At 45.1% G+C, this 13,018-nt stretch carries 10 protein-coding genes, 4 tRNA genes and 1 riboswitch; of the genes, 4 read left to right on the top strand and 10 right to left on the bottom strand.

What is annotated here, in order from left to right; all coding sequences use genetic code 11:
* Window positions 1-73 precede the first annotated feature (73 nt).
* Window positions 74-709, bottom strand: coding sequence for a DUF47 domain-containing protein (locus SPTER_RS05055; protein WP_144349328.1), 636 nt, complete (start codon window positions 707-709; stop codon window positions 74-76).
* Between the two features lie 644 nt (window positions 710-1,353).
* Complete coding sequence (locus tag SPTER_RS05050) at window positions 1,354-1,764, bottom strand: hypothetical protein (RefSeq protein WP_144349327.1); 411 nt, start codon at window positions 1,762-1,764, stop codon at window positions 1,354-1,356.
* 229 nt (window positions 1,765-1,993) lie between these two features.
* On the opposite strand from SPTER_RS05050, the gene SPTER_RS05045 reads away from it, so the two are divergent.
* Window positions 1,994-2,656 (top strand): outer membrane beta-barrel protein, encoded by a 663-nt coding sequence (locus tag SPTER_RS05045; RefSeq protein ID WP_144349326.1) that lies wholly within the window; start codon window positions 1,994-1,996, stop codon window positions 2,654-2,656.
* Between the two features lie 209 nt (window positions 2,657-2,865).
* Here SPTER_RS05045 and SPTER_RS05040 read toward each other — a convergent pair whose 3' ends face one another.
* The 3 genes from SPTER_RS05040 to SPTER_RS05030 all read right to left on the bottom strand — a co-directional run bounded on the left by SPTER_RS05040 (window position 2,866) and on the right by SPTER_RS05030 (window position 8,216).
* On the bottom strand, window positions 2,866-4,833 hold the full coding sequence (locus SPTER_RS05040; RefSeq protein ID WP_170233153.1) for a TonB-dependent receptor plug domain-containing protein: 1,968 nt from the start codon (window positions 4,831-4,833) through the stop codon (window positions 2,866-2,868).
* A 255-nt stretch (window positions 4,834-5,088) separates the two neighbouring features.
* Window positions 5,089-5,273: riboswitch (cobalamin riboswitch) on the bottom strand.
* 1,351 nt (window positions 5,274-6,624) lie between these two features.
* Window positions 6,625-6,777: a helix-turn-helix domain-containing protein gene (locus tag SPTER_RS05035; RefSeq protein ID WP_246105488.1), complete on the bottom strand. Its 153-nt coding sequence runs from the start codon at window positions 6,775-6,777 to the stop codon at window positions 6,625-6,627.
* A 245-nt stretch (window positions 6,778-7,022) separates the two neighbouring features.
* Window positions 7,023-8,216: an MFS transporter gene (locus tag SPTER_RS05030; RefSeq protein ID WP_144349324.1), complete on the bottom strand. Its 1,194-nt coding sequence runs from the start codon at window positions 8,214-8,216 to the stop codon at window positions 7,023-7,025.
* A 305-nt stretch (window positions 8,217-8,521) separates the two neighbouring features.
* Between SPTER_RS05030 and SPTER_RS05025 the strand changes: the two genes are divergently transcribed.
* Both SPTER_RS05025 and SPTER_RS05020 read left to right on the top strand, forming a co-directional pair.
* On the top strand, window positions 8,522-8,911 hold the full coding sequence (locus tag SPTER_RS05025; RefSeq protein WP_144349323.1) for a zinc ribbon domain-containing protein: 390 nt from the start codon (window positions 8,522-8,524) through the stop codon (window positions 8,909-8,911).
* 101 nt (window positions 8,912-9,012) lie between these two features.
* A tRNA-Arg gene (locus tag SPTER_RS05020) sits at window positions 9,013-9,087 on the top strand.
* Between the two features lie 305 nt (window positions 9,088-9,392).
* Here SPTER_RS05020 and SPTER_RS24560 read toward each other — a convergent pair.
* From SPTER_RS24560 to SPTER_RS05000, 5 genes are all read right to left on the bottom strand, one after another.
* A complete protein-coding gene (locus SPTER_RS24560) occupies window positions 9,393-9,542 on the bottom strand; it encodes a hypothetical protein (RefSeq protein WP_170233152.1) in 150 nt (49 codons plus the stop codon).
* 71 nt (window positions 9,543-9,613) lie between these two features.
* Complete coding sequence (locus tag SPTER_RS05015; RefSeq protein ID WP_170233151.1) at window positions 9,614-11,218, bottom strand: PAS domain-containing sensor histidine kinase; 1,605 nt, start codon at window positions 11,216-11,218, stop codon at window positions 9,614-9,616.
* A 168-nt stretch (window positions 11,219-11,386) separates the two neighbouring features.
* Window positions 11,387-11,462: transfer RNA gene (locus SPTER_RS05010), tRNA-Val, on the bottom strand.
* Between the two features lie 109 nt (window positions 11,463-11,571).
* Window positions 11,572-11,646: transfer RNA gene (locus SPTER_RS05005), tRNA-Glu, on the bottom strand.
* Between the two features lie 3 nt (window positions 11,647-11,649).
* Window positions 11,650-11,725 (bottom strand) — tRNA-Asn (locus SPTER_RS05000).
* A gap of 168 nt (window positions 11,726-11,893) precedes the next feature.
* Here SPTER_RS05000 and SPTER_RS04995 point away from each other — a divergent pair.
* The gene (locus SPTER_RS04995) at window positions 11,894-13,006 is read left to right on the top strand and encodes an aminopeptidase (protein WP_144349321.1); all 1,113 of its coding nucleotides are present in this window, start codon (window positions 11,894-11,896) and stop codon (window positions 13,004-13,006) included.
* Window positions 13,007-13,018: the final 12 nt, after the last annotated feature.

The raw sequence follows: 13,018 nt of genomic DNA, 5'->3' as shown, positions 1-13,018 counted from the left end.
CCTCGCCAAAAACAAAACAAAGCCGGCCTATGTATTGTATACAGAAAGGAACCTGGGAGCGTTGCATTGCCAATTAGGCATATTTCAGGATGATGCCTTGAATGAGCTTGCTTACTTTCTCACAGAGATCAAGTGTATCTTCCAGATGTAATAAAATTTCTTTCCACTTTATCAGTTCAATCGGATCTTTGACCTGACCAAACAGTCTCACCATTTCCTGCCGGTAAATTTTGTCTCCCTGCTCTTCAAGCCCGGCAATCCGCTTGCATCTTGCTTCAATTTTGTCGCGCTGGGACTTAAGTTTGGGCAGTTGTCCCATCGCCTTATCCAGCTGCCGGCCGGCCTTGGCGATTAAAACCGCCAGTTCCATGGCACCGGCAGGAGCAGGACCGACATTGTACAACGCCAGACATTCCACCGTTTCCTTGATATGGTCAACGATATCATCCAGCTTTTGCGCCAGGGTGTAAATGTCCTCACGGTCAAAGGGGGTGACAAATGCTTTTTCCAGTAATGCCATAATACGGCCAGTCACTTTATCCGCCTGTTCTTCCACTGCATCCATGCGGCTCATTATGTCCGCAACAGCCAGCGGGTTATCCAGGGCCTCAAACAGGATAGCTGTGGCATTTTTTATTTCCTTTGTATTTTCCCGCAGGTGCCGGCAATACTTCTCTTCTTTGGACTTGAGTTTAAAAGGCAATCCCATTTACACTTTCCCCCTTATGGTCTAGACAGGCCGGCACCTCAGTTGCAAACCGGCTGATTGTAAGATGATACCGCTGTTTGTGCTGTTCGCTTTGTAGATGTAGATATCCTGCAGGCTGACGCTGGAAGGATCGCAACATTCGGCGCTAAAGAGCGCATCCCATCGTTTTCATCAAATAATGGAATGCGCCCTTGCTCTTATAACATCCAATCACACGCACAATCAACTTATTCTTTATTAAATTGACTGCCTGTCCGGCGTAATACATTTTGGCAGGTACTTAGTCCGTAATCTGCTGCAGCGGCTGGATATCCTGCCTGGCCTCAAGTACGCCAGAAATTCGCCCTCGGCATCCCGGACGGCAAAATACTGAATATAGACAATTTTTTTCCCATTTTTCCCTCTCTGTTATTTTGAGGTCTGGCTGGAAGAAATATTCATTATCAACTACAATAGACGCAGGCTAGGCCCGGCCGGCAGCGTTCCCTCCCCAGACCGATTACATATATAATGAAAAGGCAGAGATATGGTATGGAAAATTCAGTTAAGTTCATACCGCTCGAAATTAAGGTTTGTTATAGAATAAAAGGGCCGCTCTCAAGGCAAAAAAATAACCGGCACAATAGCCGGTGGTAACGACGGTATTAGACTTTCTTTAAGCGGCGAATATCGGTGTCATGTTCGGCAGCTTTACGAACCAAAAAGGAAACATCGTCTGCCAGGCGGTGTGTTTGTTCTTCAAAATTTGTAAACTTTTCCTTAATGTTTGAAACTTCGCCGGTCAATACACTGAAATTATGGCCTAAATTGTGAAGCTGAGCGTTAACTTCCTCTGAATTATGCTTGAGAGCGTGAATAATTTGACTAATTTCAATTTGCTGGCGTTCGCTTGCCATGTCGGATTCTATTCGGTCAAAGCGTGAATCCATCTTGTCAAGGCGCGAATCCACTCGGTCAAAGCGCGAATCCATCCTGTCAAGGCGTTTGTTTGTTTGTTGTTGACCTTCTTCCATCCTGTCAAGGCGGGCAATAATCTGTTTTAACAATTCTTCCATACTGACACCTTCCCTTAAAGCTATTATAGACCGCGGCGGGCGGGTAAGACAAGCAGGAATTAAGGTCCCGTAGCTTTAAAATCGCCCTTAGCCAGGGAAAGTAATACTTTTTATTTACTTATCATTGCTCAGAATTATTTGAATTTTATTTATTATTCCTTGTTCACGAACCCCCGTAAGTATATAATTGAATATCAACTGGCTAAAACTTACAAAGGAGCTGTTTACCGTGAAAAAAATATTATTAGTCGCCGCGATGTCAATGATACTGTCATGTGTTGTCGCGTCCGCATCCCCTTATACCGATTTTGAAAGAGGCACTTCGTCGGCCGAAATCGGCATAATTCGCTCTGAGATAAAAACATCCGCTAGCGGTGATTCAATTGACTGGGACAAAAAAACCAACTTAGATTTTGGTGTCACAACAGGTCTCAGTGACAAATTTGCCCTGCAGTATAAATACCAAAACTTAGATTCCAGTAGCACCTATTTGTACGGTTATACCGGCAAAGTGGACAGCAAAGTGCATGAACTCAATCTGCTATATAAATTAGATCCCAATGCTTACGCCTTTGTAGGTATACAACGGCTGAACGGCGATTTAACCATATCGGGATTAGGGTCCGCCGACATTGATTCTACGACCGTTGCGCAAATTGGCGTTACGGGAGTTACCAAACTGTCGGACAAGCTTAACGGCTGGGGAACCATTGCTTTAGGCGATGACAATTATTCTTACGAGTTAGGTCTTGGGTATGGTCTCGCGGAAAACACGGACCTGAATTTGTTCTATCGTTATAAAAAATTCGACAACCTTGAGTTTAAAAACTCCGGTGATGAATTCGATGCCAAAAGCAAAGGCTTGGGCGTTAGCGTTACCTATAAATTCTGAGTTTAATATGCCAGTTGATAAAGGAGGGGAAATCTCTCCTTTTTTAGGCAGACAATTAGGGACGTCAGACTGGGCGAAAACAGTCTGACGTCCCCAATTGTCATACCGTTCATCAAAAAGCCTTCCAGCCAAATTGCCGGAAGGCTTGAATTTCTTATGGTTCACCCGGCCGGAATCGAACGTGCGCGGTCTTTTTTTATTGCTTTAGATTAATACCTATGTTTATAACTTAATAAGTAGTTACAAGGGGTTGCATAATAATTAGTTCCTGTATGGCTTAAAATATCATTTCTATCCAACAGATTATCTACAGATAGGGAAACTTCGTTATCTTTATCCATTCTGTAAGTGGAGCTTAGGCTAGTCAAGAAATATGGCTTAATTTTCATAGAAGGCGCAGCCGAGGGCGTGCCGACACGTTCTGTTAAATAGGTCCCGTTTAAGCTTGTACTCCATTTATCTTTTTGATAACTTACTCCGCCAGTCAACTGCAAGCGTCCATATTTTCTGTCCCAATACTCTTTGGCAACAAGGTTATGGCCTACGGCTTTTACTTTAGGATTTCCATAATTAATTCCCCAGCTATACGACCACCCGTTTTCCCCGGTTATATCACAGGTTAACTCAACACCGGTGTTTTTAAAAGTTTCATTCTTATATTTTGATATACCTGTTGACGGCTCCCATGTTGCACTAATATTATCTTTAATATCAATATGATATACCGCAGCCTTCCAGCTATGACCGTCATCAGCTTTTTTCCAGCCAATTTCATAATTGACGCCGGTTTGTGGCTTTAATTCCGGTGCCGGCAAAAGATTATATGTGCTGCCGTACATTTGGTTAAAGGTAGGTAAAATGAACGACTGGCCAATACTGGCATATACCCTATCCTTTTCACCTAATTTATGAATAAATTGTCCAGATGCGCTAAAATTACTATAATCTGCATCCTTGTCAGCACCAGCAGTCCAGGTTTCACGGGCACTTAAAATAAACGAATTTACATCATTCAGCTTTTGTTCCCATTGTCCATACACACCAAAAACTTTTCTTTCCTGCTGCATATAGGTAGTCGCATTAGATTGCTTAAAATATTCATTTTTATAATTAAAGCCAAAAATAGTATTGGTCCTATCATTTATCTGCCAATGTTTCTGGGCATCAATCCCGTAAGTCCTGTCCTTTTGATCAGTCGCATCAAGCGATGGGTTCAAGACTCCTTTACTGGAATAATTGGTAAACCCTCTTGTAATAGGCTCATTTTGGTTATAATACAAACTGGCCTGCCAATTTTCCTCACTATATTTAAGCTGCGCTATATGGTACTTGTTTGTATAGGTTTTATCATTTTGCAAATCGCCGGCCTGAGCAGCATTGCTGTTTTTCCAATTGTCGCCAAACCATGTTTGATAGCCGTTTTCATTATCCATGTAATTATATAAAAACGCTAAATTATCAGCAAAATTATATTCTAAAAATACACTGTTTTTATCAGAACCCTTAAAAGTGCTGTTCCTATCCCCGGCAGCGTCTTTATTGGTTTGAATCTTATCCAGTTTGCCCCATTTGTCTTTACTATAGCCAACATTTAATTTACCTAAATTAAATGTTGCATTATAATTTCGCTGTCCAAAATTACCAATACCTGCCGACACGGTATTTTCAAATTGCTTTTTCATAATAATATTTACAACGCCGCCCATGGCTTCGCTGCCATATAAAACAGCGCCGCCACCTTTTACTATTTCCACACGTTCCACATTCTCTACCGGAATAGAATCCAAATAATATTTGCCAGACATATTAATCGGGATTCCATTTATTAATACCAAGGTGCCATTACTTACTCCGCGGATAGTAATTGAATTTGACATAGTGGAATAGGGATTCCCATTAGGGCCATATGTAGTATAAGCAAGGCCGGCGACTTTTTGCAAAGCTATGTGTATATTCTCAGCACCAGTATTTTTTAAATCTTGATTCGTCAAAATGGTAGTAGATGCAGGAACATCAACAGCTGCTTTCTCATAACGGGTAGCCGTTACTACTATCGAATCAAGTGTAAAATCCTCCACTGTATCAGCAGCTAAAACGGCTGTGCCGCCCCCACAGCATAAACCGGCAACGATGGCCGTCATCAACATACGATTTTTCAGAACTGTTTTCTTTTTCATCAGCATTCTTCCTTTCAAGATAAAAATATAGTGACTATAATTGAGTAAATTGAGGCCATTTGATGCCAGAAGAAAAGAGACGTAAAAAATGGGTCCCGTCCATGGCAGCCGGGGGAGGGATTCTACAGCATTGATCCAAAATAAAAACTCCTGGTCTAGGACCAGGAGTAAATGGACAAGCTGCGCAGACTCACGTAGGAACATTCCAAAGCAAGCAAACGCAAATGTAATCTCCACCCATCACTCGTAGGCAAAACGGCGATCTTCAGACAGGCAGTGCTCCTGGCTCTGGATCATAGCTCTCCCGAACCTTCCCAAGACTCTTGTCCCAGTGGCATATCTTCGGGTTTGCTCACCATTACAGTGGCGGGACCGCGCCGGTATTGCACCGGACTTCCCTATTAAGCCCTGAAAAGGGCACCTGACTTAGCAATATGTAATTCATAGTAAGGTAAACCACTTAACTCATTACACACCTCATCCTATCATTTGAGGTAAATATTGACAAGTATAGTTGTCTTTTGGAATCTATCCTTCAACATGTACCACGTACTTCTGGTTTATAAGAGTAAACTATATACCGGTCATACAGTCAAGTCTTTTTTCCAAGGCTGTTATTGTTCTGAGATTTGACAATCGGTCGAGTAGAGGCCTATCTCGCGACGGCCCCCCTCACAGAACCGGACTTGCCCTATTAAGGCATCCGGCTCTTCATAGCAGCATTTACTTACGCTTAGCCATAGCTATTGTTTGGCCAACTCAGCTATCCATGTCAGTTTTGTTTCCAATGGTTTCTCTGCCTCTAGTGCAGCCATTGTTTCTCTTTCCAAGGGCTCTACTATGTTACGTCCTTCCCTCCGCAGGCATTACCCTGCTTCCTTGGTACTACTACGTAATCCGACTCCCTGCCACTCATTTGGCTTCCTTGTCTTCAACTTGTCGGCCATACTCCTATCGGAGAGCGGCAGGGTCTCCCAAGTTCACACGGAGTAACAGTGTGTAGCATGCCAAGACCTTCGATCCCGGGGCGCCGGGCTTAGCTCGCCTTTATCGCTAAACTCGGTATTGTCTTCTGCTCGTCCCATGCATCGACCTTTCCCATTAGGGATTTCGGGATTCTACATCTTCAGCTTGCGCTTTCGCCCTACTACCTTTCCTGCCTACGCTTAGACCTGGCGTTACCGCTTCAGTCCCAAGGCTGGATACTGGGTGACTGGCTAGGCCTTCCCAGGCGGGATTCCCACCCGCTATACTCCGTGTGCTTCTTGGCGCACGGGACGTTCCTTTTTTGTCAACTTTTTTTTGCCACAACACCCCGGGAGATGCCGGTCACTCTCTTAATCTGGCGAATCGAAGTCCGCCTCTTTTATTTTTACCATGGCATCGCGCCCTTTCAGCTCTGGCGCAAATCTTGTTTCAGCTCAAGTTCGCCAAATAGATGCGCTATAACTACTACGCGCGTATTCTTCCAGTTTATCCACCAGCCCTGTTTTCGAAAAAACGAAAAAACAAGTCGCGTAAAGGAGGGATTGGGGCTTCCATACCTTACTGTATCGCTGTTCCTTTATGCGCAAATTCTTACCATAACAAACTCTTGACAAAAAAGGAACGTCCCCAATTGTCCCAATTGTCATTCATCAATAAGCGTCTAAAAAGGCCTTCCAGCAAAGTCGCTGGAAAGCCTTACGCTCTTTTGGTGCGCCCGGCAGGAATCGAACCGGCGCCCTCCGTTCCCGGAGAGCGAGGCTTGTTAAACGTTCTTAACAGCCCTTTGCCAATAAAATATTGTTTTCAAGGGGTTTTTACGTCTGTTCGATTAAGAATATAGTCTATACTAACATTATAAAAATTGGCCAGCTTTATTAGTATTTCAGTTGGAATATCTAAGTCGCCCCGCTCATAATTACTATACACTCTTTGACTGCAATTTAAAATCAAGGCCATTTCCTTTTGTTTTAAAATCTCTGTCTTCGCGCAGCTCTCTTATCCTTTTATATAACATTATAATCACCCAAAATAATTGTAGCTTAGAGAATTGCTGTCATTGATTTTTTAGCGCAAAATCCGCTAAAACGTAATTATGAAAAACATTCTCAGGGGCTCTTGGTTTACTATGTACCGGACAGCTTCTTGTCTTTACTAGGGACAGTCTATACTTGTGAGAGTACTGCGCTTTTAAACAAGCGTATTTACCGTTTAAACAGCTTGCCAGGCAAAAATGAAGCCAGTGCCACGCCGATAAGCGGTAATGCGGCTAAAACGGTAAATACGCTGGGAACACCAAAATGATCGGCGATATAGCCTAAAATAGTAGCCCCGATGCCGCCCAGGCCGATGCTGAAGCCAATCGTCAGGCCTGAAGCCATGCCGACATAGCCGGGCATCATTTCCTGGGCGAGAACTACGGTTGTGGCAAAAGAGGATATGAGGGCTAAGCCGGTTAAGGCAAGTATGAGCAGGGTTGCAAAACCGCTGGTGTATTGAAATAAACTGATTAATGGCAAGGTGGTGAGTATAGAACCCATAATGACTGTTTTCCGGCCAAAGCGGTCGCTCAAAGCGGCGCCGGCATAGGTGCCGATAACCCCGGCGAAAAGGAAAACGGCTAAAAGATAGCTGGCATATACCGGGCTGCCTGATAAAAAGTCGATATAGTACATTGGTATATAGGTAGTCAGGCCGGTATGAATGCTGGATCTTATAAATATAAATCCCAAGAGGATGGCGAGCAGGCTGTAGTTTAGCGGCTGTCTGGTTACTGCCGCCGGATGAGAAGCAGCGGCTGGCTGGACGATTGGTTGTTGCGGTGAAAGATACTGCAGGTTGCTATACAGCAAGAATGACATAATTAGCCCCGGGATGATAAAATATAAGGTGTTTGTTAATACGCCCGGCGCATTAAGCGCTACTGACATCGCGATTGAACCAAGTGCCAGCCCTAGATTGCCGCCTACGGAAAATAGACCCATGCTGCGGCCCTTGGTGGCTGCGCTGCTGATAAGGTGGGTAGATTTTGAGGCTTGCGGGTGAAAACAGGCAATTCCCAAACCACCAATAATTACAGCTATCAGTAAGGTATAATACGAAGGCATGAGGCCGATGATCGCTAAGCCGATGCCTGCGAGCAGCACACTGGCAGGGATTAACCACGGTAGGGAAACGCGATCGGTAAGGTAGCCAAATATTGGCTGAATTACGGAAGAGGTTAGATTCTGGACAAGAACAATGATGCCGACCTGCGTATAGCTTAGGGTAAAGGCTGTTTTTAGAAATGGCAGCAGTACAGGTAATGCGCCCTGACCGAAATCGGTAATTAAATGCCCAAATGTTAAAAGAAGCAATGGTTTTGTCAAAAGTCGTTCTTTCTGCTGGTCTTGCTGCATATATACTTCTCCTTTGTATTAAAAAACGTTATTTACTAATAATAGGCTTATAAGGGAGAAATATCAAGCCGGATAGGAGTTTATTTTCAGCCGTATGCGGGTATCTGGCGCAATTGTGATTGTTTTTGGCGGGATTTAAAAAATAGTTGCCATTTTAATACAGGACAGGCTATAATACTGATGAACAAAGCGTTGCCGGTCAGGGCAGGACGGCGGCATTGAGGTCGGTTAGCTGCAGGTACGGATGTCTTTTGCCTGTTGGGATAAGGCATGGTATAATTATGCTGCAGGGGAGGCGATTGCTGATGATGACGACTTTTGGACTATTGATTGCTGCGCTGGCCGCGTATTGGGTATATAATGATGCCAAAGGGCGGGGCCATGAGACCGGAACAGCGTTATTGTGGTCGGTGGGAACACTGGCGGCGCTGGTTGTGTTTTTGCCATTATATCTGCTGCTGGGGCGAAAACAGCCTGTGCAACCGCGCCGCCACGATGATATTATCGATATTGAGGCCGTGCCGGTGGAAGAAACCATTAAATGTCCCATGTGCGGGGGCCTGGTGAAAGAAGATTTTAAGGCGTGTCCCTATTGCAGTTTTTCTCTGAAACCTGCCTGTACTGCATGTGGCAAGGAGCTTAACCGTGAATGGCGCCTGTGTCCTTATTGCCAGACACCAACCGACGTAAAATAAGGTTTTCCCGGTCGGGGGAAAACCTTAAAAAAAATGTTGATTTTATTGGACATGATTGATTGGGTGTGTTATAATCTTATTCGTGGCTAAGACAACATAATGCGCCCGTAGCTCAGGGGATAGAGCACCGGTCTCCGGAACCGGGAGCGCAGGTTCGATTCCTGCCGGGCGCACCATACGAGCCAGAGAATTCAAGGGTTGAAGACTGGATGAATCTTATGATTTGTCTGGTCTTTTCTTATGGTAGAGCACAAGTCTGATTCTTGCACGCTCTTGATTGTGTAAAAATAGCAGAAATACGCTGATTATACAGGAACTGGTACTTAGGCACGGACGCAAGGACAACCAAGGCGAAACATTACAAATGCACAGGTATTGGGCAGAACTAAGGACCTTACGTATCTTTCTCCAGCGTGACGAGTATATTACTCTCGTATCAGGTATATTTAGAGGCTGCGTTTATCAACGTGGCCTTGTTATTTTATTTGAGCGGCTGAAAATCATGTAAGAGTTCATCTGATACATCGGCCAGCATTTGTATAATAATGTCCCGGCCATCTTTTTCCTGACTAATCTCTGGAATCTCAGCGATTATTGTTAGGTGAATATCTCCATAAGATTTTCTGACCACGTATGCCTTTTAGACCATATTTCTATATCAAGTATAAAAAAGTGCGAGGTTTATGCAAAGACGGTGACATCTTATACACCAAAACGGCATTGCTCATCTACAGTCAGCAGCACACTCTCATCCCCTGTCACTGGCAATAGTACAGTAAAAACAGTGCCTTTTCCCACCTGGCTGTCAACGATAATTCTGCCGCCATGATTCTGCACAATGCTGTAACATACTGATAAACCCAGCCCGGTGCCGCATTCCTTGGTCGTAAAGAAAGGAGTTCCCAGCTTTTCAACAATTTCACGGGGGATGCCATTGCCGTTATCTTCTATTGTTATCGCCACCATCCCCTGCTGCCGGCTAATAGCCACAATAACCTGCCCCTCATAAGGCACTGCTTCTACAGCATTTTTTAACAAATTAATAAATACCTGTTTAAGCTGGCAGATGTCGCCGACGGTAGTACAGCCTAAGACGGGCAGTATTACCGTGACAGCAGCATTTTTACTATGCAGCTGCCCCTCCATCAGCAGGGTAACATCCTGCAGCAGCTTGCAAATATTCACTTTTTCGAATAACGGTTCTTTCGGTGGCCGCGCCAGCATTTGAAACTCACTAATCAAACTATCTATCCGGCCAATTTCATCAACGATAATATCCAGGTGCTCTGCCCGCGGCGGCCGGTCATTGCGCCGGGCCATCAGCTGAATAAAGCCTTTTATTGCCGTAAGTGGATTTCTGATTTCATGGGCAATACCGGCAGCTAACTGATTAACGCAGACCAGCCGCTCCATTCGCAGTTGTTCCTGCTCCCGCTCGTGCCGCTTGGCCTGACACCAGACCCCGTATAAAAGTCCCAAGCAAATAGCTAGAAAAAAGAAACTAGCGGCGTCTTCCCGCGATTTGCTCAGAACTCGGGCATGCAGAGCATTAAGCGGCATAACCATAATCATTCGCCAGTTTGCACTACTCAAGTTCGTATATATGAATACTTTGTCCAGCCCATCCAAAAACGAATTAAATTCCATTATACCTGATGTATTGTTCAGCATACGGGTAAACTGTTGTTTATATGAGGCGCTCTCAGGATACAGGTCCACCAGCCGGGGGTGGTGGATCACCTGAGCATTGCTATCGATAACAACTATATATTGGTTCTCCGGCATCTGTGCCTGCACAACCGACTTACTTATTTCCTGAACAGGTACATGTGCTGCTAGAACGCCGGTTACATGGTCACTGCCATCGGTGACGGGAACTAATATGCTAATATAAGCATGCTCCAGACTTCCGTAAACCATTCGGTCCGAAACTACAGCCTCTCCTGACAGAACAGTCTGAAAATATTTATTATTCTCTTGCTCAGGCAGTAATTCACCGGCGCCTGAAGTCTGCCCCAGGCCGGCAACTAAGCGACTATTCCGGTCATATACGGCAACATTAGCCACCCCGAGCACATCCATTGCTGCCAATAAATCGCTTCGGGCCAGCTCAGGCTCAAGGCTCTTAACACCTGGGCCGGCAGCTAACATCTTGATTCCTGCCAGCCTGGTATCAAAATACATATCAAGGTAATTGGCCGCTACAGCCAGACGGTCCCGCTCTCCAACCATTACAATCCGATATTGATAATGAAAATAATTAACAATCAAGCCGCCAATGATTGTTATCAGAATGGTGCCAACCATTTTTGACACCATTTTATTCTTACTTCCGGAAAGCAAGATTGGTCACCACCTTTTTCTGACACAATTCGCCAAAATTCAGACTTTTCCTGCAAAGAATGCTAAGATTGCCAAATTTTTCACAAACAAATGCAAAAGAAGCTTTCAGTTAGACTGAAAGCTTCTTTTGCATGGTGGGCGATGACAGGATCGAACTGCCGACATCCTGCTTGTAAGGCAGGCGCTCTCCCGGCTGAGCTAATCGCCCGTGTTTTGGATTTTTGGGAAAGGAGGTTCTTCGCTACCGCTCAGAACTAAGCGACTCACACAGGTTCTCATTTCGTCTGTCGACTCGTGAGAACCTGGTTCGCTGCTTATGGTGACCCGTAAGGGAATCGAACCCTTGATACCGCCGTGAAAGGGCGGTGTCTTAACCGCTTGACCAACGGGCCAGCTGGCTCCTCGAGTAGGACTCGAACCTACGACCGATCGGTTAACAGCCGATTGCTCTACCAACTGAGCTATCGAGGAATCTTACAACATAATGAATTATATACTAGGTAAATTAAAAATGCAAGTAGTCGTGTATATTTTAATCGTTATTGCAGTTTGTATTAAATCCTTAGAAATAAAAGGATATTTTTGTTAAAACATCAAATACTGATATAGCAGCCAAAAATCATAAGAGGAGGTAACCCCTTGGATCCACGGATAAAAACACTTGCCAAGAACCTGATTGGTTATTCAACCAGCCTTGCACGGGGTGAAAAAATATTAATTGAGATGTTTGATGATGCCTTGCCGCTGGCTAAGGCCCTGGTAGATGAGGCGTACGCGGTGGGCGGCATCCCTTTTCTGGAGCTTAAAAACAGCCGGCTGCAACGGGCCTTGCTGCTGAGTGCAACCAGTGAACAACTCAGACTGACCGCGTCCTGGGAAGAGGCCCGTATGCACGAGATGGATGCCTACATCGCGATCAGAGCCAGCTTCAATATCACAGAAATGGCCGATGTTCCCGCCGCCCAGCTGCAACGTTACCAGCAGGACTGGGTAAAGCCGGTGCATCTTGATATCCGCGTCCCCCAAACCAAATGGTGCATCCTGCGCTGGCCCAACGCCTCCATGGCGCAGTCGGCAGGCACCAGCACCGAAGCCTTTGAAGACTTCTATTTCAATGTGTGCAACCTGGATTACAGCAAAATGGCGAAAGCCATGGACCCCCTGGTCAGCCTCATGGAACAAACCGACAAAGTTAGTATTACCGGCCCCGGAACCGAGCTTACCTTTTCGATAAAAGGAATTCCGGCGGTAAAATGCTCCGGCCTCAGAAATATTCCCGATGGTGAAGTATATACCGCTCCTGTCAGGGATTCGGTGAATGGTGTTGTTACCTATAATACGCCGGCTGTATACCAGGGATTTACTTATGAAAACATCCGCCTGGAGTTTAAAGCCGGGAAAATTGTCAAAGCGACAGCCAATGACACTGACAAAATCAACAGCATCTTCGACACCGATGAAGGTGCCCGCTTTATCGGCGAATTTGCCTTAGGTGTCAATCCTTACATTGATAAACCTATGAAGGATACTTTATTTGACGAAAAAATTAAAGGCAGTTTCCACTTTACCCCCGGCAACGCCTACGATGTCGCCTTTAATGGGAATACATCAGCCATTCACTGGGACTTGGTTTGTATCCAGAACCCGGCCTTCGGCGGTGGTGAAATCCGGTTTGACGACAAGCTGATCCGTAAGGATGGGCGCTTCACACTCCCTGAGCTGACAGGCTTAAATCCTGAAAATCTGCAGTAATGCAAAAAGCGA

This window comes from Sporomusa termitida (genome assembly GCF_007641255.1).
GTDB classification, from domain to species: Bacteria; Bacillota; Negativicutes; order Sporomusales; family Sporomusaceae; genus Sporomusa; species Sporomusa termitida.
Note: the sequence above shows the minus strand (reverse complement) of the source record. Positions and strands in the feature narration are given on the sequence as shown.